This is a genomic window from Acidimicrobiales bacterium, from assembly GCA_035536915.1.
GTDB lineage: Bacteria > Actinomycetota > Acidimicrobiia > Acidimicrobiales > JAHWLA01 > JAHWLA01.
The window spans coordinates 13,352-35,090 of the sequence record DATLNE010000051.1 but is presented as its reverse complement, the minus strand read 5'-3'; the positions used below and the strand labels follow the sequence as shown (position 1 = coordinate 35,090).

The following is a 21,739-nucleotide window of genomic DNA, read 5'->3' as shown; positions in this document are numbered from 1 at the left end:
CATCGCAGACGGCTCAGGCAATGATCGCTCCGCAGTTGGGCACCTGGTGCACGCCAAGCACCCAGACGCATGGGTACCTCGGCACGGCCGACACCCCCGGGCTGATGAACACGAACGGGCTCACTGCGACGCCGGTCTTACCCACTGTCACCGCCGGCGTCAGCACGGTGTCAACCGTCCCTGTGAGGGTCAACGACACCGCACCGGTGGTCGGCGAGAAGGAGAACGGCGCCAGGCAATCGACAGCCACGGTCTCCGGGTTGGTGTCCGACGGGCACCACACGTACCCAGTGCCGTTCGGCGCGACGAACACATGGACCATCCCGCCAGCCAGGTGCGCACCGCTGTAGCCGACCTGCGACGTGGCGTAGCAGACCGTTACCCACGTCCCCGGCGACCCTGTGTTCACCTCCACGCCAACCGTGATCGGGCCGGGGAGCAGGGGCACGTCCGTCCATGTCCCGTCGAAGCAGTAGTTCGACGGACCAGTGCCTGCCCGAGCCGGCGTCGTGAACACGAGCGCCGCCAGGACGAACGACGCGACGAAAAGCGCAAGCTTGCGCATTTTTGACCCCCCTTGAATCGGCCGACGCCCCTCGCCGCCGATCCCGGCAGCGTACAACGCATCCCGCGTACGGGAGCGTGCGAACCGGTCACGTGCGAACCGGGCGCACATGTACTCGGAACTAGTCCGCTTCGGGGGGCTGTCAACCGGGCGGGCGGGGCGGGAAATGGCCCGGATCGGCCATGGCGGCGGGCGACAACCTGCCGATCCAAGGAGGCGACGATTCCGGCGGGCGTCAGCAGCGACGCACGTCGGCCCGACCTCCGAGGTGATCCTGCTGTTCTCCCCCCGCCGAGCCATGGCCGCCGCCATCGCCCTGCTCGTCACCTTGCTGGTGCCGACCGACGCCGCCTCTGCGGCCGCCCTCCGTGCCGGTCCCGGCTACTGGCTGGCCGGTGCCGACGGCGGCGTCTTCGCCTTCGGGCGGGCGCAGTTCGCCGGCGCCGCCGCGGGCACGCCGTTGCGAGCGCCGGTCTCGGGCATCGCCGTTCGCCCTGATGGCGAGGGTTACTGGCTCGTGGCCCGCGACGGCGGCGTCTTCACCTACGGCGCCGCGCCCTACCTCGGCGGCACCGCCGACCTGCCGCTCAACCGGCAGATCGTCGGCATCGCCGCCACGCGTTCGGGCAACGGCTACTGGCTGGTCGGCGCCGACGGCGGCGTGTTCGCCTTCGGCGACGCAGGCTTCTACGGCTCTGCCGCAGGCGCGGCGCTCAACGCTCCGGTCGTCGGCATCGCCGTGTCGACCACGGGCAACGGCTACTGGCTCGTCGGTCGTGACGGCGGCGTGTTCGCCTTCGGCGACGCAGGGTTCCACGACTCCTTGGTCGGCGTCCCCCTCAGCGCTCCCATCGTCGGCATGGCGGCCACGCCGAACGGCGACGGCTACTGGTTGGTGGCGGGCGACGGGGGCGTGTTCGCCTTCGGCGACGCGGTGTTCTTCGGCTCCACGGCGCACGAGCCGCTGCGTTCACCGGTGGTCGGCATGGCCCGCACCCGCAGCGGCGAGGGCTACTGGTTGGCGGCGGCCGACGGCGGGCTGTTCGCCTTCGGCGACGCAGGCTTCTACGGCTCGGCCGCCTTCACAGGGTTGCGCGCCCCCGTCGTCGGGATCGCCGCGGGCATGGGCAACTTCGTGCCGGCCGCGCCGGGCGAACGGCTCAACACCACCTTCGGGTGGGACATCTCCTGGCCTCAGTGCGGCCCGCGCACCCTGGCCAACCTGCCTCGCGGCCGCCACGCCTACGCCATCATCGGCGTGACCCGCGGCCACCTCTACAGCGTCAACGAGTGCCTGGTGCCCGAGGTGGCATGGTCCACCACAGGCGGCGCCATGGGCGGCCTGTACGTCAACACGAACTACCCGTACCAGCGCGAGGAGCCGTTGCTGGCGGGCATGTTCGCCGACACGTGCGCTGCCGCCGACCTGAACTGCCAGCTCTACCAGTACGGCCTGCGCGGCGCCCGCCAAGCGGTGGCCGACGCCAACGCTCGCGGCGTGTCGGCCCCCTTGTGGTGGGTCGACGTGGAAACGGTCAACCGGTGGTCGCCCATCCAGGGCCTCAACAACCACGTCATCGAAGGCACCATCGCCGGGCTTGAAGAAGCGGGCCTGCGCATCGGCATCTACTCGACGGCCTACCAATGGGGCGTGATCACCGGGGGCTTGCAGCTACCGGGTGTGCCGTTGTGGATCGCCACCGGCGGCACCATCGCCGACGGCCCGCCCACATGCGTCAACCCGGCCAAGCGTTTCGCAGGCGGAGTGCCGTACCTCGTGCAGTTCCTCCACGAGGGCTTCGACGGCAACGTGCTGTGCGAGGCGGGCATCGCGGATGCGGCCAACACCTTCCGCGTGCCGCCTCCGCCCGTCGTGCCCGAGTTCGGGCCGTCGCCCGAGGAGTTCGGCGCCCACTAACCCGGCGGCATGGCTCGGGCGATCTCGTCCTCGGTGGGCTCGCGCCGCGTGCGGGCCTCGGCGGGGAGGAGGTCCATGATCGCCGCCATGATGCGCTCGGTGTCGGCCCGCGGGTCGGCGTACTCCAAGCCGACCACCGGCTCCCCTACCCGCACCTGCACGAGCGGCGGGTGCAAGAGGTTGGTCACGTTGGGCAGGCGAGACGAGCGCGGCCACACCTGCTCGGTGCCCCACAAGCCGATCGGCACCACGGGCGCTCCGGTCATGGCTGCCAGGCGCGCGGCGCCCTTCTTGCCCACCAGTGTGGGTTCGTAGAAGGCCCGGCCCCGGGGGATGGTGCCCTGGGGCATGAGGATGACGAGCTCGCCTGCGGCCAAGGCCCGTGCGGCTTCCCGCAGCGGCTCGCCGGAGCCGGTGCCGCGGTCGACCCGGATGCCGCCCATAGCCCGGGCCAGTGTGCCGACGACCGGCGCGTCGAACACCTCTTTCTTGCCCAGGAAGCGCGGCGCCCGTCCGGCCCGCAAGATGGTGAGTCCCACCGCCACAGTGTCGAAGTAGCTGCGGTGGTTGGCCACCACGATCACAGGGCCTTCCTGGGGGACGCGTTCGCTGCCTTCGATGTCGAAGCGGGCGTAGGGGTACAGCTCGGGACGAGCCGCCAGCTTGACCACGTCGACGGGCTCCACGCCGGCCAGCTTGGGCACCCCGGGCGGGACGTCGAGGTGCAGGACCGGCCAGCGCCGCAAGGTGGCGTAGACGCGCAACCGGGGGTCGGGGTTCACGGCGTGGGGACGGCCGACGGCCGACAGCAGCGGCAGGTCGTAGATGCTGTCGGAATAGGCGTAGCTGCGCGACAGGTCGACGTCGTGGGCGTCGGCCCAACGGCGCACGGCGTTGAGCTTGCCGGTGGCCCACACGAACTCGCCTTCGAGCTTGCCGGTGTAGGCGCCCGCTTCGTCTTCGGCGTAGCGGGTGGCGACCACCGCGTCGAAGCCGAGGCGCTCGGCCAACGGCGCCACCAGGTCGTGCGGCGTGGTGGTGGCCAGCACAACGGGTCGGCCCGCTTGGCGGTGCTCGTCGATGAGGGGCCGGGCGAACGGCGTCACCAGTGTCTCGAGCTTCTCGGCCGCCGCCTTGCCCGCGTCGCGCACTGCTTCGCGTGACCAGCCCCGCACGGCGAGCACGGCGCCCCGGGCCAAGGCCATCGACGGCAGCGTCTCGCCGATGACGTCGTAGAGCTTGTAGAGCAGCCCTTGCCCGGGCACGCTCCGGTCAGGCGCCAGGCCGGCAGCGACCAGCGCTTCGCCGATGAGAGGACCGCTGGCGCCACGCAGCAACGTGCGGTCGAGATCGAAGAAGGCCGCTTCACCTGCCATGTCCGGCACGGTACCCCGGACGCGACGAAGGGACCGGCTGGGGGGGATGCCGGTCCCTTCGCTCGACCGTCCGAAGGAGCAGTGGGGGGGGAACCACCGCTCGACTCCGTACTGCCGTTCGAGGGTCATTGTAGGGCTGCCTGTTGAATCGTTCAAACAGTTAATACCGATATGTGGTATCACCTTTTATGATGGACGTCCGACAACTCAGCGCCCTCGTCGCCGTGGCCGAACACGGCAGCTTCTCGGCCGCCGCCGACGCCCTGCACACCGTGCAGTCGAACGTGTCGGCCCATGTGGCCCGCCTCGAACGGGAGCTGGGCACGACCCTGGTGCAGCGGCCCGGCTGCGCCCTGACGCCGGAAGGCGAGGTGGTGGTGAACCGGGCCCGACGGGTGGCCGCCGAGCTCGATGCCATCGCCGCCGACGTCGCCGCGTTGCGCCAAGAAGTCTCGGGTTCGGTGCGACTGGGCTTGATCGGTACCACCGGGCGGTGGCTGGCGCCGCACCTGTTGGCTGCCGTGGCCGCGCAACACCCGGGCGTGAAGCTGCGGTTGTTCGAGGGCACCTCGGCGTCGCTGCAGCCGCAGCTCGGCGGGGGCCGGCTCGACATGGCGGTCGTCAACCTGCCGCTGCCCGCCAGTGAGTTCTTCACCCAGCCGCTGTTCGACGAGGACATCGTGCTGGTGGTGCACCGGTCCGACCCGAGGGCACGGCGCAAGCTCGTCGACGTGGCCGACCTGGCGGGGCTGCCGTTGCTGCTGCCCATGGCGGGCACGGCCTTTCGGGGCGAGCTCGATGCTGCGGCCAAGGCGGCGGGCGTGAAGCTGGTGGCCGCCGCCGAGCTCGACGGGGTGCGGCTCATCGCGTCGTTGACCTTCGACGGGCACGGGCCGTCGGTGCTGCCTGCCACCGCTGTCCCCCGGTACCTGCGCGACGAGTGGCGCCCGGTAGCCGTGCGCGGGTTGCCACCGCGGCGCGTCGGCGTGGCCCAGCCGCGGCGAGGGTTGCCGTCGGCGCCGGCGCGGGCCGTGCTCGCCGTGCTCCGGGCCGTGGTGGCCGAGAACGCCCCGGGGCAAGCGGGGGTGCACCTAGTACGGTGACTCGTCCATGGAGGGGGATGCACTGAAGGCCCACGTGGCCCGCATCGAGCACGACGGCTACACCATCGTCGAGGATGCCATCGAGGCCGACTTCGTCGACGAGCTGTCCGACGACTTGTTGCGGCTGGAGCGGGAGATGGGCGTCGTGCCTGCGGGCAATGCGTTCGAGGGGCACAACACCGTTCGCATCTACAACCTGTTGGCGCGAGGCGCGTTGTACGAGCGCATCCCCGTGCACCAGAACGTGCTGCCGATCGTGGAGCGGGTGCTCGACACCGGGTGCCTGGTGTCGTCGCTGTCGTCGATCGCCATCGACCCCGGCGAGAAGGCCCAGCCCGTCCATGCGGACGACCAGTTGATCCCGTTGCCCAAGCCGCACCCGCCCACGGTGTGCAACAGCATGTGGGCGCTGACCGATTTCACCGAGGCCAACGGGGCCACCCGCATCATCCCCGGGTCGCACACGGCCGACCGATCGCCCGACTTCGGGGCGCCCTACGACTCGATCGCCGCCGAGATGCCGCGGGGCAGCGTGCTCATCTGGCACGGGAGCCTGTGGCACGGCGGGGGCGCCAACCGCACCGACCAGCGCCGGGTGGGGGTTGCCATGAACTACTGCGCCGGGTGGATCCGCCAGCAGGAGAACCAGCAGCTGGGGATCCCGCACGAAGTGGTGCGGGGGTTCTCGCCGCGGCTGCAGGAGCTGTGCGGGTTCGGCGTGTACATGGGCTTGATCGGCCACATCGACAAGAACACGCCGGCGCAGCTGCTGGGGGCGGCGGGCGACAACCGGATGGTCTGGGACCTGGTGTAGCCGGCGGCCGGGGCGAGGGCCTGGCGCGCCGACGGCGACCGAAGGGAGCGTGCGTCGCAAGCGCCTCTATGGGCGTTCGGGACGCACGTCCCCCTCAGCCGCCGTCCGGCTGGGGGCTCAGTTGTCGGCAGGACTACTGCTCGCCGACTGCCTGCTGCAGTTCGTCCTTGTCCATCTTGGAGCGGCCGTCGACGTCCTGCTCCTTGGCCTTCTGGTAGAGCTCTTCCTTGGTGAGCTCGCCCTCGACCGTGGAGCCCTGGCCGCTCTGCTGCTGGAGCAGCCGCTGCTTGGCGTCGGCTGCCTTCTGGCCGAGCTCGTCGAGTGTCTGCTGGCCGAGGGTGTCCCGCATCTTCGGGAACATCTCGGTCTCTTCTTCCTCGACGTGATGGGAGACGCCCTCTTCGATCTTGAGCATGAGCTCGGGGACGCTGGGGTCGTCGAAGCCCTTCTGCTCGACCTGCTTGATGAGGGCCTCGACCTCGGCGTGCTCCTTCTCGGCCTCTTCCTCGAGCTCCTTGCCCTCGGGCACGTCGCTCTTGACGGTCGGGTAGATCTCCTGCTCCTCAACGGTGGTGTGGACCTTGAGCTCCATGCAGATCTGCTGGGCGATCATCGGGTCCTGGCCGTTCGCGTACTGCTCGAACAGTTGCTCGACGCGACGGTGGTCTTCTTCCAGCATGGCGATCGGGTCGGGCATGCGATCCTCCTAGGTCGTGGTGCGGCGAACGGATGCCGTCCTACCCCTGGTGACGATGAGAAGAACCCGGTAGGCGTGGGAAATGGCGAGACGCCCCCCTCCCTCTGCCGTCGGCCGTGCCTGCTACTCTGACCCGCTCACGGGCCGTTGGCGCAGTTGGTAGCGCACTTGCATGACGCGCAAGGGGTCACAGGTTCGAATCCTGTACGGCCCACTCTGTGATGTCGCGGGACATCGGAGACAGATGTCGCGAGACACCGTAGACACTCAGCCCGAGTCCTGCCGCTGGTAGTCCCGTGTGGGTCCAAGTCTGAGTGGCGCAGGTACTCCCCGCCGTCGAGTTGATTGCGTGGCCCCCGTGTGCGCCTGTCGAGTGAGACTGGGGTTTCCCGCAGGAGTCATGCACAAAGCTACAGTTTAACTGTAGGTTAGTGTGATGGGTGAAGGCGACCGTCAGGCACGCCGTCGGCGGATGTCCAACGTCGCAAGAACACAGGGCGGCTACTTCACCGCGGCGCAGGCGCTCGATGCCGGCTACCCGTACCAAGCACAGACGTACCATGTCGCTCAAGGGAACTGGCAGCGGATCGATCGCGGCCTTTTTCGCCTCCCCGAATGGCCCGTCACCGAGCACGAGGACCTGATCCGCTGGAGCCAGTGGAGTCGAGGCAGGGCCGTCGTCTCGCACGCTACGGCGCTTTCGGTACACGACCTCGGGGACCTCAACCCAGCCCAGGTGCACCTGACCGTTCCTCGCGGCTTCCGGAAGCGAGCCGAGGGCGTCGTCCTGCACCGAGGAGAAGTCCCGGAGGCCGACACGCAGCAATGGGAAGGCTTCCGAATCACCGCCCCCCTGCGCTCGGTCCTCGACATAGCCAACGGTGACCTCGACCTCGACCAACTCGCCACCGTCGTCGCAGAGGCACTGGAGCGCGGGCTGTTCACCCGACGGATGCTTCTCGCTCGTGCCGATGAGTTCGGCGACCGCGCCGCGCTGAGAATCGAGCGGACACTGGCGAGAGCGTCCTAATGCCCTACGAGACGCCACAGGCCCTACGAGCCGCGCTGGAAGACCGTCTCAGGAACCAGGCTGCGAAAACCGGCGTGGACCTCCAGCGACTTCGGCGACGCGCCGTCGTCGAGCGGCTCCTCGTTCGACTCGAGTCGGCGGCGCCCGGACGGTGGATCCTGAAGGGCGGGATGGCCGTCGAGTTCCGCCTCCATGACCGGGCCCGCGCCACCCGCGACCTCGACCTTGCGCTGCGTGGCCAACTCGCCGACTCCGAAGACGTCCGCGACCTGTTGATCGAGTCGTTGGCGACCGATCCGGACCATGACGGCTTTGCGTTCGCAGTAAGCCCGCCGACGCCGCTGCAGGTCGACGAAGCGGGGCGTCCAGGCTGGCGTTTCACCGTCGAGGCCGGGCTCGCCGGTCGGCAGTTCGCCGCCATCCGGCTCGATGTCGTCGCCCGACGCGAAGAAATCACCGGTACCGAGCGGCTCAGCTTGCCGGGGACATTGGCCTTTGCAGGGATGCCGACCAGGGACGTGGAGGTCGTCGACCGCCGCCAGCACTTTGCCGAGAAACTGCACGCCCTCACCCGCGTCTACCGGGACAGGCCGAGCTCGCGGGTGCGCGATCTGCCCGACCTCATGCTGCTGATCGAGGACGGCCTGGTCGCCGACAGCCACCTGGTCGCCCGGGTTCGGCACGTCTTCGACGTCCGCGGCACGCATTCCGTACCCGACGGCATTCCGGACCCGTCGGGCGACTGGGAGCGGGCCTACGCAGCGCTTGCCGACGATCTGGACATCACAGCAAAGTCGCTCGAACGAGCCATGGAAGTCCTCCGCGACTTCTGGGCGACGGCGTTAGCCGAGCAGGACAGCTCCGGAGGATGAGGACGAGACGATGCCGGGGATGCACCGGCGACGGACTCCCTTCCTGTCGTGACCTGCTACGAGCCATGCCCGCCAGCCGGCCGCTGACCTCCGGGGCCGAAACCTGACCTTGACAGTCGGGATTAAAACCTGATCAGATAAGTCAGGTTTCGACATCCCCGCTCCGGAGGTCCCGTGCGCCGCCTTCTCACCTTCAGTCTTGCCGGGTTGGTGGCCCAGCTCGTCGACGGCTCGCTGGGGATGGGCTACGGCGTCACCTCGACCTCCTTCCTCGTCACCTCGGGCACGGCGGCGGCGTTGGCATCGGCCAGCGTCCACCTGGCCGAGGTGGGAACGTCTCTGGTGTCGGGCGTTGCGCACCATCGCTTCGGCAATGTGGACTGGCGAGCCCTGCGGTGGATGGCCGTCCCCGGCGCCTTCGGTGCCTTCCTAGGCGCCACCGTCCTGAGCTCGCTGTCGGCCGACACGGCCAAGCCGTGGGTGGCCGTCGTCCTCGCCGTCCTGGGCGTCTACGTCCTGGTGCGCTCGCGCTCGGGGCGCAGCGTCGGCGAAGTCGTCGCCAACCGTCCGCACGGGAAGCGCTTCTTCGCCGCCCTCGGTGCCGGCGCCGGGTTCCTCGACGCCGCGGGCGGCGGGGGCTGGGGGCCCGTGGGCACGTCGACCCTGCTGGCCGCCGGGCGGATGGAGGCCCGCCGGGTGATCGGCACGGTGTCGGCCAGCGAGTTCCTGGTGTCCCTCGGCGCCAGCGTCGGGTTCCTGATCGCGCTGCCGTGGAAGCAGATCGACCCCGTCCTCGTGGGTGCCCTGCTGCTCGGCGGTTCCGTGGCGGCGCCGTTCGCCGCCTGGCTCACCCAGCGCCTCGACCAGCGCACGTTGGGCACCGCCATCGGCGGGTTCATCGTGGCCACCAACGCCCGCACGCTGGCCGGCGTCCTCGGTGTCCGGCCCTCAATCCTGGCCGCGGCGTCGGTGCTGCTCGCCGCCGGCTGGGCCGTGATGGCGCTGCGCCTGGCCGCGGCGGCACGCCGGGCCCCGCTGCCCGCGCACGACGCCGTGGGCTGACCTACATGGCGGCGATCTGGATGAGGTTGCCGCAGGTGTCGTCGAAGACGGCGGTCGTGACCGGGCCCATGGCCGTGGGCGGTTGCGTGAAGTGGACGCCGAGCGCGGTCAGCCGGTCGTACTCGGCCTGCACGTCGTCGACGGCGAAGGACGTGTAGGGGATCCCGTCCTCGACGAGTGCGTGCTTGAACGGCTTGGCCGCCGGGTGCTCGTCGGGCTCGAGCACCAGCTCGACGCCGTCGGGATCGGCGGGCGACACAACGGTGAGCCAGGCGTGTTCGCCCAGCGGTACCTCGGTCTTCTTCACGAAACCGAGCACCTCGGTGTAGAAGCGAAGCGCCTTGGCCTGGTCGTCGACGAGCACGCTGGCCAGGTTGATTTTCATTGTTCGTCCTCCGGTTCGGGGATGGGCCACCGCTCGGCGATCTGCTGCAACGGTGAGGTGTCGAGGTGGTGGAGCTTGTAGCGGCCTTGGCGCCGTGTTGTGACGAGACCGGCGGCTTCGAGCAGCTCGAGGTGCTGGGAGATCGCCTGCCGGGTCGACGCGAGCCCGTGTTTCATGGCCAAGCGAGCGCAGAGCTCGAACAGCGTCTGTCCGTCGCGTTCGGTCAGCTCGTCGAGGACCGCCCGGCGTGTGGGGTTCGCCAGCGCCTTGAACACGTCGCCCACGGCCCGCACTATAGGCAAGTTTTTTCTTGCCTGTCGACGTAGGCACCAAACGTCCCGTTTGTCGACTACGGCCACGGGTAGATGCGGCCGTGGCCGTACCGCAGACGAGGAGATGCCACATGAGTGACCGGGAACGCCTGTCGGAAGAGGACCTGGCGGCTGAGGACGCGACAGCACTGCCCACGAAGGAGGTCATGTCGCTGCTCGACCTCGACGCCGATGTCGACCTGGCGCTCGACTTGGCGGCGCCCATCGACTTGGCCGTGGCCGCCAACCTGAACGTGGCCGCTCCGATCGACGCCGCGGCGGCGGCCAACATCCTCTCCATCGGCTCCGACGCCACCGCGGTGGCCGACCAGGCCGTGATGATCGACCAGACGCAGTCGGGCGATGCCATCGCCGAGGCGCCGCAGACCTCGGTCATCGACCAGTCCGACGACACCGTCGGCGGCGACGACACGACAGACGGCACGACCGACGGCGGCTCGATCGCCACAGGCGACCTGACCGCGGCGGGCAACCTGCTCGACATCGACGTGAACATCGACGCCGACGTCGACGCCGCCGCCCCCATCGCCGGGGCGATCGCCGCCAACGCCAACATCGCCGCGCCGATCGATGCCGCGGTGGCCGCCAACGTCGCCTCCATCGACTCCAGCGCCACGGCGGTGGCCCAGCAGACGGCGATCATCAACCAGGACCTCGACGGCGTGTCGGCAGAGGCGACCGCCGACCAGGACTCCGAGATCACGCAGTAGCGGGCCGTGGCCGTCGTCGACGCTCGTGTCCCCACGCGGGCGCCGGGAGTGGAACTGCTGGGCGCGCTGCGCGACTCGGGCTACACCGAGGCGCGCTGCGTCGTCCGCCGTGCCGACGGCCAGATGATCCAGGTCACGTCGCTCCTCTACTGCCTAATGGAGGCGGTGGACGGGCGACGTGACCTCGTCGAGCTGGCCGACGAGCTTTCCCGCCAGTGCGGCAAGGACGTGGCGCCCGAGCACGTGGCCTTCCTGCTCGACAACAAGCTCGCCCCCCTCGGGCTCTTGTGCGACGCCGACGGCGCGCCGCCCCCCGCCGGCAAGCCGGTACCGCTGCTGGCCCTGCGCTGGAAGGTCGTCGTCACCGACCCCGACACGACGCGACGGCTGACGGCGCCCTTCGCCCCGCTGTTCCGTCGGGCCGTCGTGGTGCCCGTCCTCCTCGCCTTCGCCGTCACCACCTGGTGGGTGCTCTTCCGAGAGGGGCTCGCACCGGGCCTGCGCCAGGCCTTCGACTCCCCCGGCCTGCTGCTTGCCGCCTTCGCCCTCATCCTGGTGTCGGCCGGCTGGCACGAGTTCGGCCACGCTGCGGCCTGTCGAGCGGCGGGCGCCACCCCGGGCGCCATGGGCGCGGGCCTCTACATGGTGTGGCCCGCCTTCTACACCGACGTGGACGACAGTCGCCGCCTCCCCCGCGCCGGCCGCCTGATGGTCGACCTCGGCGGGCTGTACTTCAACGCCGTCGCCGCTGTCGCCGTCGCCGCCCTTTGGCTCGTGGTGCGCCTCGACGCCCTGCTCCTCGTCGTCGCCGCCCAACACCTGTTGATGGTGCGCCAGCTCGCCCCCGTCATCCGCGCCGACGGCTACCACATCCTCTCCGACCTGGTCGGCGTGCCCGACCTCTTTCAGCACATGAAGCCGACGCTGGCGGGCATGCTCCCGGCCAACTGGGGCAAGCCCCAACCCCTGCGGCCCACCGCCCGCTGGGTGGTGCGGGCCTGGGTGCTCATCGTCGTGCCGCTGCTGCTCTGGCTGTTCGTCGGCGCCGTGCTGCTGCTGCCCCGCCTCATCGCCACCGCGGCAGAAGGCGTGGGCGAACACGGCGGCGCCCTGCTCTCGAACAGCGCCGACGGCGACGTGGTCGGCGCCCTCGCCGCCCTGCTCAAGACGGCCGCCCTGGTGGTGCCGGTGGCGGCCACCACCTACATGCTCACCCGCGTGGTGCGCCGTTCGGCCCGCCGCGTGTGGACGAGCACCGAAGGACGGCCGTTCGCCCGGGCGGCCACATCGGCGGTCGCCGCCGTGCTCGCCCTGTTCCTCCTCGTCGCCTGGTGGCCCAGCGGCCAGTACGAGCCGGTGAGCGCGGCCGACGACCTGACCCTCGCCAACTTGGTGAACACCCGCGCCGCCGCGCAGCACTCCTTCCAGCCCATCGCCGGCGTCAAGCCGGTCAGCGGCTACGCGCTCGTGCCTCGCAACGACAAGACCGCCTCGACCGTGCTCGTGACCCGGGCCGACGACGGCACCGTCCGGGCCATCCTCACCGAGGGCGACGACCTCGGTGTCGCCTTCCCCTTCACCCTCCCCGACCTGCCCGGCGAGGGCGACAACCAGGCACTCGCCGTCAACACCGAAGACGGCACCGTCGTCTACGACGTGGCCGTCGCCTTGATCTGGGTCGACGACGGCGCCCCCGTCGACAACCGCAACGAGGCCTACGCGCTGGCCTCGTGCACGGCGTGCACCACCGTCGCCGTCTCGTTCCAAGTGGTGCTCGTCGTGGGCCAGACCGACGTCGTGGCACCCGTGAACGTGGCCGTCGCCGCCAACGGCGGGTGCATCAGTTGCACCACCACAGCCCTCGCCGTGCAGCTTGTGGTCACGTTGCGGGAGATGCCGAGTGAGGACCTCCAGGCGCAGATCAACGCCGCCCTCGACGGGCTCGACCTCGACCTCGGCACCACCGACCTCGCCGCGCTGTACGCGCAGGTGCAGGCAGTACAGGTCGAGATCGTGACGCTCTTGGCGGACGCCGGGCTCATCGCCGACGAACCGCCCGCCACCACGACGGCGAGCACGGTGGCCACCACGAGCACGACCACGCCCACCGGTTCGTCGTCGACGAGCACCAGCAGCAGCAGCACCACGTCGACCACCTCGCCCCCACCGGACGAGGCCACGACGACGACCAGCAGCACCACGACCACCACCACCGCGACGCCCTGACGCCCGTAGGCGCCGGGTGGACCGGCGCCTACCGGCCCTTGAAGCTCGGCTCTCGCTTCTCCAAGAACGAACGCACGCCTTCGCGGTGGTCGTCGGTGAGCTTCAGCTCCTCCTGCATGGCGGCCACCCAGCGCCCGAGCGTGGCCCAGTCGGGGTCGACGGCCCGTCGCAGCCCTTCCTTGACCGCCCGCAGCGCCAGCGGCGGCCGGGAGGCGATGCGCTCGGCCAACGCCAGTGCCTCGTCGAGCAGGTCGTCGTGGGGCACGACCTTGCTGACCAGGCCGATGCGCAACGCCTCCTCGGCGTCGATCACGTCACCGGTCAGCAACAGCTCGGTCGCCTTCTCCCGCCCCACCAGCGAGGCCAGGCGCCCGAGGCAGGCGGTGTCGCTCACCAAGCCGCGCAACACGAAGATGGCCCCGAAGCGCGCCCGTTCTGAAGCGATGCGCAGGTCGGACATCAAGGCGATCTCGATGCCCCACCCGACGGCGGCGCCGTTGACGGCGGCCACGATGGGCACGTCGCAATAGAGCATGGCGTCGGCCGCCGGGGGCAGTTGCGGGCACGGCGGCACGTCGCCGTTGGGACCCTCGCCGCCGTTGAGCAACTCGCGCACGTCGTCGCCCGAGCAGAAGGCAGGATCGGCGCCGGTGACGATGATGCAGCGGCCCTTCGTCGTGCGGAAGGCCAGCTCCATGTCGTCGAGGGTGCGCTGGCGAACGGCGTTGCGCACCTCGGGCCGGTTGAGCCGGACGATGTCGACGTTGCCCTTGGAGACCACGTCGACATCGGGGACATCGGGGGGCGCGACGGGAGCTGTGGCAGTCATGACGAAGCGGAGTATGACGAGAGGCAGTGAACGGACATAGCGGAGTCACCCCTGCAGATAGCGCAGCTCTTCCTTGGTGACGAGCGAGGTGTCGGCGGTCCCCCGAAAGTTGAGGAACGTCAGGCCGTCGGGTCCCGCTCGGAACGAATAGAGGGTCATGCCCGGCACCAGCACCGACGACCCCGGCCCGTACCGCCGCCGACCGAAGACGATCTCGCCCTCGACGACGACGATCACCTCGTCGACGGCGTGGGCATGCGCCTCCACCACGGCGTCGGGCAACAGCCGCACCTCGAAGAGCTGCAGCTCCCCGTCAGCGCCCGGGTGGTGGACGAACAACGATGCCTGCCGTTCGCCGGGCGACATCTTGGCCAGCAGCTCGTCGCTCAAGAGCTCGGTGGCGGGCACGAACGCCCGCTCACCGCTGCTCACGAACCTGATGGTTGCCACTAGCCGGGGACCGGCTCCGGGGGCCCCACGTACACGTTGAGGCCCTTGTCCTTGCCGTTGGAATGCACCTTGTTGGGGTCGTACACGAAGTAGCGGGCCACCGACACCCCGTCGTGCTTGGTGCGGCTGAACGTCGTGGCACCCCCGTGGGTCATCATCGACCCGAAATCGTCGCCCAAGGCGGCCACGCCCGCCGCCAGGCCGTTCACGCTCACCTCAGGGGCACGGGCGAGAGCGTCACGCATGAAGAAGGTGAACTCGCAGATCTCCCAGGAGATCTGGCTCCCCTTGGGCTGGCCGTACTTGCTGACCGCTTCGGCGCACTGCTGGGCATTGGCCGACTGCAGGGTCTGGTCGCCCGTGTCCTCGAGCGCCTTCCAGCCCATGCCGTGCACGTTCCTGAGCTGGCGCTCCGAGGTGTCGTAGAGGAGGCGCCGGGCGTACACCGTCTGGAAGTCGGAGCCCAGCCCCCATTTGGGCCAGAACAACTGGGTCTGCGAGGTACGGGCCATGTGGAAGAACGGGAACACGCCGCCGGTGGTGGCCGACCAGACCACATGGGTGATGTCGTTGTCGCGCATCTGCAGCGCGTACGTCTGCCAGTTGGAGTCGTTGATGTCGGGGTAGACGACCTCGAACGCCACGGGGAAGCCGAGCCGCGCCAACTCCGGCTTCAGCGCCCGGGCCACGCCCTCACGGATGTTGGGCTTGTCTTCCACCATGATCCCCACCTTCACGGGGGCACCGTCGTGGGGCTGGAAGTAGCCCTTGGAGTGGAGGAAGCGCACGAGGCCGGTTTCCCTGCGCTCGGCCAGGAGCTCGAAGGGCAGGTAGTAGTACGGCGCCACCGAGGCGAAGCGCTTCTCCGTCACGTTGGGGTGGTAGCGGCCGAAGACCCCGGGCGTGCGGGCCCGGTTCACGCAGTCGACCATGAGCTCCTCGCCGAAGGCGATGGCGTTCACTGCGAACACCTTGTTGTCCTTCGTCCACGTCTCGCACGCCTGCTGGTTCTCGCGCTGGCGACCGGACGGGGTGAAGAACGAGGCGCCGTCGTAGTCGTACACGACCGGCTTGATCTGCCGTCCCGCGATGCCGCCGCGAGCGTTGACGTACTCGATGACCGCCCGGTTGATCACCTCGGGGTCACCGAAGCTCTGTTCCGCGTTCGAGGTTGTCGCGCCGCTCGAGGCCCGGAAGGCGGCCAGCGCCTCGTCGATGTTCGACTTCATGTAACCGAGTGTGAGTGTCTTGTCGTCGACGCCGAGGGTGCCCGGCGCCGCGGGCTTCCACCCCGGTGGCCTGTTCCCGCCGCCACCACCACCGCCGCCCCCGCCGCCCGTGCTCCCCGGCCCGCCGGCGCCGGTGCCGGTGGACCCGACTGAACCGGGCCCGGTGAGCGGCCTGCCGTCGGCGCCGAGCGGTACGGCGCCCGCCGTGGTGTCGAAGGTGGTGCTGTCGTCGAACGACCCGGCCGGGCCGTCGTTCATGTCGAGCGACGACCCCGACGGCGCCTCGGGGATCCCGAGGATGACCATGGCGGCCAGGAAGACGACGAGATTGACCATCGCGAACGCCGTGTGGCGTCGCTCGGCGCCGACCAGCGACTTCATCTCCATGTTCATTGGACCCTCCTGGTACGCGGGTTGCCCCGACGATGTGCACCCATTGCGTTCATCCCTCCGCCAAGCCCTTCGATGCCCCTTCGAGGAAGACCGAGCGCAACAGGTCGGGCCGCGCCAACAGGTCTTGCGCGGCGCCGTCGAAGCGCACCTCCCCCTTCTCCATGAAGTAGGCGTGCTGCACGATCGACAGGGCGACGTTGACCGACTGCTCCACGAGCACGACGGCGGTCCCCTGTCGGTTGATGAGCCGGATCATCTCCAGCAGTTCCCCCACCACCCGCGGTGCCAGGCCGAGGCTCAGCTCGTCCACCAGCAGCAACCGGGGCCGCAGGATCAGCGCCGTCGACAGGCCGAGCATCTGCTGCTCCCCACCCGACAGCGTCGACGCCAGTTGGTCACGACGTTCGGCCAATCGGGGGAAGGCCTCGAAGCTGGCCTCGATCCCCGTCTCGATGGACCGGCGGTCCTTGCCGTGCGTGTAGCCGATGACCCGGAGGTTGTCGGCCACGCTGAGGTCGCCGAACACCGCCCGCCCGCCGGGCACCTGGGCGATGCCGAGGGTCACCCGACGCTCGGCATCGAGGTACGTGATGTCGTGGCCCTGGAAGCGCACGCTCCCCCGCTGCGGCAGGCCGAGGCCGGAGATGACACGCAGCAGGGTGGACTTGCCCGCGCCGTTGGTCCCCAGGAGGCCGACGATCTCGCCGTCGTCCACCGTGAAGTCGACGCCGAAGAGGATCTGGAGCTGGCCGTAGGAGAAGTCGACGTGGCGCACGGCCAGCATCGGCAGGGGCATGCCCCGCCGTTGCAGGTCCTTGACCTCTTCGGCCTCGACGATCTCGGCGATCATGCGGTCGAGGTCGTCGTTCACCGTGGTGGCCGCCGAGCGCAGCACGAGGCCGGCAGCGATGCCGGGCAGGGCCAGCGAGAGGATGGCGCCGCCCGTGCCGAAACGACGGTCGATGCCGCCGAGCAGGAGCAGGCCCGCAGTGCCGCCGACGCCGGTGAGGAAGATGCCCTGGAGGGCCGCCATGTGGGGCCGCATGGGCGCCGCCACCACGGCGTACACCGGCAACGACATGGCCGGGAGCATCACGGTGACCATGGCGAGGGCCCCGCCGAAGAGGACGGCCATGAGCGGGAACGACGGGGCGAACACGGCGAGGCCCAAGCTGCTGATGCCGACCGACATCAGCCAGCCGGCCAGCCGGAGCAACCGGGCGGGGTCCTGGCTGAACAACTCCTCGCCGCGCCGGCCGAAGAGGCGCAGGCCGACGATGCCGAAGACCGGCATGATGGCGAAGAACACCGAACGCTCGGCCGCGCCCATGCCCCACCGCTCCTGGAGGAAGAACGCCAGGTACGTCGTCAGCGGCGCCAGCATCATGCCCAGCACGGCAAACGCCGCCAGGCTGCGGCGGGCGGTGGGGATCAAGAGGATGCGTCGGGCCGTCTCGAAAAACCCGAGGGCGACGGCATCTGCTTCGACGGCGTCGGGCGCCGATTCGTCGGTGCGCACCGCCTCGCGGAGCCGCTCGGTGTCCCACTTGCCGAAGCCGGGGTCGCGCAAGCGGGAGGCCGTCGCTGCGGCCGCGGCGGCGATGACGCCCATGGCCACGAAGGCGCCGCGCCACGTGAGACCGAGCAGGACGGCGCACACGGCGATCACCAGCGGGCCGATGACGTCGCCGACATTGTTGAAACCGCGGTACAGCGACATCACCCGCATGCGCGCCGCGGGCGGGTACGAGTCGAGCAGGAGCGGTTCGTGCAGCGCTCGCACCGATGCCGTCGCCGCTCCGGCGATCACCCCGAGCAGCAACAGCTCCCAGATGGAGATGACGAAGCCCGTCGCCAACGTGCACACGGCCCAGGCCACGGCGGTACCGACGCACAGGGCGGCACGGCGGGGCCGGCGCTGCACAAGGGCGGCGATGGGCAAGGCGGCCACGGTGAGCACCAGGGTCTTGGTGAGGAGCACCAAGGCGTAGACGGGCCGCGACACGCCAAGCGCGGCCGACACCTCGGGGCCGAGCACGGTGAGCGCCGTCGTCTGCAACTGGTCGACCATGACGAGCAGCCCGAGGGCCACCGCCGGGTACAGCCCAACGTCGGCCGCCCGCAGCGTCGAGCGCAGCGACGTGATCGCCGCCACGTCGCCGACGCCGACCAGGCTGCGGTGTTGCGGGCGCAACTCGTCCTGCGTGCGCTCCAGCAGCTCGACCACCGCCTCCTCCTGGCGGATGTGGGCGACGTGCTCGTCGGCCCTATCCGTCCCCTGCGGGCCGTGCCCGGCCCGCGTGCGTGCTCGTGCCATCAGCCGTCCTCTCGATCCACGAGGAACTCGCGTACGAACGCCGTCTCGCCCGACCGCCGCCCGTCGGCGTCGGCCAGGACGATGGTCAGGTCGTGCCGGTCCTTCGACGACCCGTCGTCGCGCCGGTCGGGCAGGCGCTCGATGGTGATGCTCGTCGACGACGTGAGGAAGATCCCCCGCTCGGCGAGCTCGGCGGGCTCCATGCACGACGACGTGTCGTAACAGGGGTCGTCGTCTGTGATGAGCGACCCCACCGTCTTGTCGGGCCGCATGGGCACCCGGTCGACGAGCACGATGAACGCTCCGTCGTAGTCGCGGGCCGACCACTCCACTGTCATCGGCAGGCGCACTTCCTCGCCGTCGTCGGGCGACAGGATCTCGATGCGCTCGTCGATCTCGAAGGCCAGGTTCGACCGGCAACCGGTCAGAGTGGCGGGCACGAGCAGGGCCAGGGCCAGAAGGGCGAGCGTGCGGCGACGGGCCGTCATCGCACTGCCCCCACCCGGGCGCGGTGGCCGGAGCACAACCCGTCGTCGCCGGCGCGGCGTGAGCATTGTCGACCCTCTCTCGTCGTTGCCGTGCAGTGCTCCGGCTCGCCCGCCAATCCGGCGTCGGCCTCGGCGTCGGCGTCGGCGTCGGTGCGTGCCGGTCCCGACCGCTCGATGGCGGTCAGGTCGCCGCCCAGGTACGACGTCACCACCAGCGGGTCGTTGCGGATCTCCCCGGGTGAGCCGACGGCGATCACCCTCCCGGCATCCATGGCCACGATGCGGTCCGACAACCCCATGACCAACGGGATGTCGTGTTCGATGACGATCACCGTGCAGCCCAGGTAACGGCGGATGCCGAGGATGACGTCGCCGAGTTGTTCGGTCTCCCGCTGGGCGATGCCCGACGACGGCTCGTCGAGCAGCAGCACCGACGGACGCAAGGCCAGGATGCAGGTGAGCTCGGCGATGCGGCGGGTGCCGGTCGACAGCTCGCCGATGGGCTTGTTGCGGTAGCGGTCGAGGCCCATGAGGGAAACCAGCTCCCGGGCCTGGGCCAGCTTGCGCTTCTCCGGCGCCTGCATGCCGAGGGCCGACACCATGAAGTTGGTGGGCGTCAGCCGCTCGAAGGAGTTCACCACGCACTCGAGCACGGTCAGCGTCGGGAAGAGGGCGGCGTCCTGGAACGACCTGATGATGCCGAGCCGTGAGCGCTGTTCGGCCCGCTGCGACGTGATGTCGACGCCGTCGAGCTCGACGGTGCCGTCGTCGGACTTGGTGAACCCGCCGAGCAGTTCGAACAAGGTGGTCTTGCCTGCGCCGTTCGGGCCGATGAGGCCGAGGATCTCGCCGCGCCGCACGTCGATGTCGACGCCGTCGACGGCACGGACGCCGCCGTAGCGCTTCACCAGGCCGCTTGCCCGCAGCACGATGTCGTCGGCGTTGGGCATCGACACGGCGGCCGCGGCGGCCGGGAGCCGCATGGCGTGGTCGCCGATGGCCGCGCCGTCGTCCTCGTCGCGCTCGGCGGGGTCGAGGCCGTGGCGGCGGGCAAGGAAGTTGATGAGGATGCGGCGGGGAGCAGAGACCAGTTCGGCGACGCCGCCCGGGAAGTACAGGATCAGCAGCAGCCAGCCCAACGAGGTGGCGGCGATGCCTGCGTTGTCGAGGGGCAGGAACCGCGGAACGCCGATGATGTAGAGCGCACCGAGCAGCGGTCCTGCGAGGACGCCGATGCCACCGAGCACGGTGAGGGCCGCCAACCGAATGTTGGTCACCACGTCGAAGCTCTGGGAGTCGAGGCGGGTGAGCACATGGCCGTACAAGGCGCCGCCCAGCCCGGCGAGCACGCCCGCGATGGCGAACCCCTGCAGCTTGACCGCGGTGGGCGACAGGCCGAAGGCACGGGCCCCGTCCTCGTTGTCGCGCACGGCGCGGAGGCGCAGGCCCACCCCGCCGCGCCACACGTTGTTGGCCAGCCACAAGCCGACGCCGAGCACGCCGAGCGACCAGAGGTAGTAGCGCTGGGTGCTGGAGAGGGAGATGCCCGCGAACGTGGGCCGCTCGGTGACCACGCCTCCGCCCAGCATCCACGACTGGGCCAGCAACCACCGTTGTGACGCCAGCGCGAAGGCCAAGGTGGCCACGCCGAGCAACAGGCCGCGCACCCGAAGGGCGGGCAGGCCGAGCAGCACCGATGCCAACGCGGTGGCGAGGGCGGCGGCCAGCAGGCCGAGCACGTGGTTGCCCACCTGTTCGACGACCACGTACGAGGCGGTGGCGCCCACGCCCGCCAGGGCGAACTGGCCCAGCGACAGCTGCCCACCGAGGCCGGTGATCACGCCCAGCGACAGGCCCATCAGGCCGAAGGCCACGAGCACGACCAGCGACACCGCCGAACTGCTGCTGGTGAAGCCGCCGACGACGACGGCCAAGGCAAAGCAGACCGCGGCGGTGATGGTGCCCAGGTGGCGGATGGCCCAGATCGACTGCAGGTGCTCGGGCACCCGCGGCCACGGCTGCAGCATCGACCACGGCTCGCGCGCTTCGAGGCGCGAACCCTTGCGGGCCTGGAAGAGCAGGGCGCCGGCGATGGCCAGGAAGAGCAACATGTCGCCCACGCCGCTGGTGGGCGAGTTATAGGCGAGCACCTGGTCGACCAGGCCGACGACGATGCCCGTCCCCATGGCCACGGGCAGGCTCGACATCCGAGCGACGACGGCGGGGGCCAACGCCCGCAACAACAGCACCGGGCCGAGGGTCTCGGCGCTGATGAGGCCCCGGGTGGGGATGATGAGCAGGGTGGTGAAACCGCCGACGGCACCGGCGACCGCCCACGCCATCGTCGACATGCGCCCGGCCGAAATGCCGAGCATCCGGGCCCGGTCGGGGTTGCCTGCCGCGGCGCGCATGGCCAAGCCGTAGCGGCTCTTGCGCAGGAACACCACGAGGACTCCCACCACGAGCGGCGACAGCAGCAGCATGGCCGAGTAGGGGCGGGTGACCACCAGGTTGCCTACGTTGAACTCGGGCATGCCCGAGGGCTTGGGGAAGGTCTGCGACGACAACGCCGTCGAGTTGATGAGCAACGAGAACGCCAGGAGGAACTGGGCCACCCCGAGGGTGGCGACCAAGCCCATGACCCGAGGCGCCTTGGCCAGGCGCCGCACGACCACCACTTCGGCCCCGGCGCCGACGGCGGCCGCCGTGGCCACGCCCGCCACCGCGGCGATCCAATAGGGGAAGTGGGCTTTGACCACGAGCACGCTGCAGATCGCCGCGCCGAAGGCGCCGATCTCGCCGTGGGCGAAGTTGATCACCCGGCTCGACCGGTACACGAGGATGAGCCCGACAGCGAGGATCCCGTACGTCATGCCGGTCACGAGGCCGAGCACGAGTAGGCCCGCGTTCACCTCCAGGCCCAGCACGGTGGAAACAAACACG

At 70.1% G+C, this 21,739-nt stretch carries 19 protein-coding genes and 1 tRNA gene; 9 read left to right on the top strand and 11 right to left on the bottom strand.

Annotation, left to right across the window (positions count from 1 at the left end; all coding sequences use genetic code 11):
- Window positions 1-13 precede the first annotated feature (13 nt).
- Complete coding sequence (locus VM938_16065; protein ID HVF76552.1) at window positions 14-622, bottom strand: hypothetical protein; 609 nt, start codon at window positions 620-622, stop codon at window positions 14-16.
- A 211-nt stretch (window positions 623-833) separates the two neighbouring features.
- Between VM938_16065 and VM938_16060 the strand changes: the two genes are divergently transcribed.
- Complete coding sequence (locus VM938_16060; GenBank protein HVF76551.1) at window positions 834-2,483, top strand: hypothetical protein; 1,650 nt, start codon at window positions 834-836, stop codon at window positions 2,481-2,483.
- Here the strand turns inward: VM938_16060 and VM938_16055 are convergent.
- Window positions 2,480-3,859: an HAD-IB family hydrolase gene (locus VM938_16055; GenBank protein HVF76550.1), complete on the bottom strand. Its 1,380-nt coding sequence runs from the start codon at window positions 3,857-3,859 to the stop codon at window positions 2,480-2,482. The two genes, VM938_16060 and VM938_16055, sit on opposite strands and share 4 nt — an antisense overlap.
- A gap of 191 nt (window positions 3,860-4,050) precedes the next feature.
- Here VM938_16055 and VM938_16050 point away from each other — a divergent pair, with 191 nt between their 5' ends.
- Together VM938_16050 and VM938_16045 are read left to right on the top strand one after the other, a co-directional pair.
- Complete coding sequence (locus tag VM938_16050) at window positions 4,051-4,962, top strand: LysR substrate-binding domain-containing protein (protein HVF76549.1); 912 nt, start codon at window positions 4,051-4,053, stop codon at window positions 4,960-4,962.
- 7 nt (window positions 4,963-4,969) lie between these two features.
- Entirely contained in the window at window positions 4,970-5,776 is an 807-nt protein-coding gene (locus VM938_16045; protein ID HVF76548.1) for a phytanoyl-CoA dioxygenase family protein, read from the top strand.
- 133 nt (window positions 5,777-5,909) lie between these two features.
- On the opposite strand, the gene VM938_16040 is transcribed toward VM938_16045, so the two are convergent.
- Window positions 5,910-6,473, bottom strand: coding sequence for a hemerythrin domain-containing protein (locus VM938_16040; GenBank protein HVF76547.1), 564 nt, complete (start codon window positions 6,471-6,473; stop codon window positions 5,910-5,912).
- 141 nt (window positions 6,474-6,614) lie between these two features.
- On the opposite strand from VM938_16040, the gene VM938_16035 reads away from it, so the two are divergent.
- The 4 genes from VM938_16035 (at window position 6,615) to VM938_16020 (ending at window position 9,437) form a co-directional block, all read left to right on the top strand.
- Window positions 6,615-6,687 (top strand) — tRNA-Val (locus VM938_16035).
- A gap of 222 nt (window positions 6,688-6,909) precedes the next feature.
- Window positions 6,910-7,503 carry a type IV toxin-antitoxin system AbiEi family antitoxin domain-containing protein gene (locus VM938_16030; protein HVF76546.1) on the top strand — a complete coding sequence of 198 codons (594 nt, stop codon included), beginning with the start codon at window positions 6,910-6,912 and terminating at the stop codon, window positions 7,501-7,503.
- Entirely contained in the window at window positions 7,503-8,375 is an 873-nt protein-coding gene (locus VM938_16025; protein ID HVF76545.1) for a nucleotidyl transferase AbiEii/AbiGii toxin family protein, read from the top strand. The genes VM938_16030 and VM938_16025 overlap by 1 nt, the downstream gene beginning before the upstream one ends.
- Window positions 8,376-8,549: 174 nt before the next feature.
- The gene (locus VM938_16020) at window positions 8,550-9,437 is read left to right on the top strand and encodes a sulfite exporter TauE/SafE family protein (GenBank protein ID HVF76544.1); all 888 of its coding nucleotides are present in this window, start codon (window positions 8,550-8,552) and stop codon (window positions 9,435-9,437) included.
- A gap of 1 nt (window position 9,438) precedes the next feature.
- Here the strand turns inward: VM938_16020 and VM938_16015 are convergent, their stop codons facing one another.
- Both VM938_16015 and VM938_16010 read right to left on the bottom strand, forming a co-directional pair.
- A complete protein-coding gene (locus tag VM938_16015) occupies window positions 9,439-9,822 on the bottom strand; it encodes a VOC family protein (GenBank protein ID HVF76543.1) in 384 nt (127 codons plus the stop codon).
- The gene (locus VM938_16010) at window positions 9,819-10,106 is read right to left on the bottom strand and encodes a metalloregulator ArsR/SmtB family transcription factor (protein ID HVF76542.1); all 288 of its coding nucleotides are present in this window, start codon (window positions 10,104-10,106) and stop codon (window positions 9,819-9,821) included. The genes VM938_16015 and VM938_16010 overlap by 4 nt, the downstream gene beginning before the upstream one ends.
- A 119-nt stretch (window positions 10,107-10,225) precedes the next feature.
- Between VM938_16010 and VM938_16005 the strand changes: the two genes are divergently transcribed.
- The gene (locus VM938_16005) at window positions 10,226-10,864 is read left to right on the top strand and encodes a hypothetical protein (protein ID HVF76541.1); all 639 of its coding nucleotides are present in this window, start codon (window positions 10,226-10,228) and stop codon (window positions 10,862-10,864) included.
- Between the two features lie 6 nt (window positions 10,865-10,870).
- Entirely contained in the window at window positions 10,871-13,090 is a 2,220-nt protein-coding gene (locus VM938_16000) for a hypothetical protein (GenBank protein ID HVF76540.1), read from the top strand.
- 28 nt (window positions 13,091-13,118) lie between these two features.
- On the opposite strand, the gene VM938_15995 is transcribed toward VM938_16000, so the two are convergent.
- The 6 genes from VM938_15995 to VM938_15970 are packed head-to-tail and all read right to left on the bottom strand — an operon-like array spanning window position 13,119 to window position 21,738.
- Complete coding sequence (locus tag VM938_15995) at window positions 13,119-13,919, bottom strand: enoyl-CoA hydratase-related protein (protein ID HVF76539.1); 801 nt, start codon at window positions 13,917-13,919, stop codon at window positions 13,119-13,121.
- 45 nt (window positions 13,920-13,964) lie between these two features.
- The gene (locus VM938_15990; GenBank protein ID HVF76538.1) at window positions 13,965-14,351 is read right to left on the bottom strand and encodes a hypothetical protein; all 387 of its coding nucleotides are present in this window, start codon (window positions 14,349-14,351) and stop codon (window positions 13,965-13,967) included.
- Between the two features lie 17 nt (window positions 14,352-14,368).
- Window positions 14,369-15,991 (bottom strand): ABC transporter substrate-binding protein, encoded by a 1,623-nt coding sequence (locus VM938_15985; protein ID HVF76537.1) that lies wholly within the window; start codon window positions 15,989-15,991, stop codon window positions 14,369-14,371.
- 49 nt (window positions 15,992-16,040) lie between these two features.
- Window positions 16,041-18,308 carry an MFS transporter gene (locus VM938_15980; GenBank protein ID HVF76536.1) on the bottom strand — a complete coding sequence of 756 codons (2,268 nt, stop codon included), beginning with the start codon at window positions 18,306-18,308 and terminating at the stop codon, window positions 16,041-16,043.
- Window positions 18,308-18,796 (bottom strand): hypothetical protein, encoded by a 489-nt coding sequence (locus VM938_15975; protein HVF76535.1) that lies wholly within the window; start codon window positions 18,794-18,796, stop codon window positions 18,308-18,310. The genes VM938_15980 and VM938_15975 overlap by 1 nt, the downstream gene beginning before the upstream one ends.
- A complete protein-coding gene (locus VM938_15970; GenBank protein HVF76534.1) occupies window positions 18,793-21,738 on the bottom strand; it encodes a branched-chain amino acid ABC transporter permease/ATP-binding protein in 2,946 nt (981 codons plus the stop codon). Before VM938_15970 ends, VM938_15975 begins: the two co-directional genes overlap by 4 nt.
- Window position 21,739 lies beyond the last annotated feature (1 nt).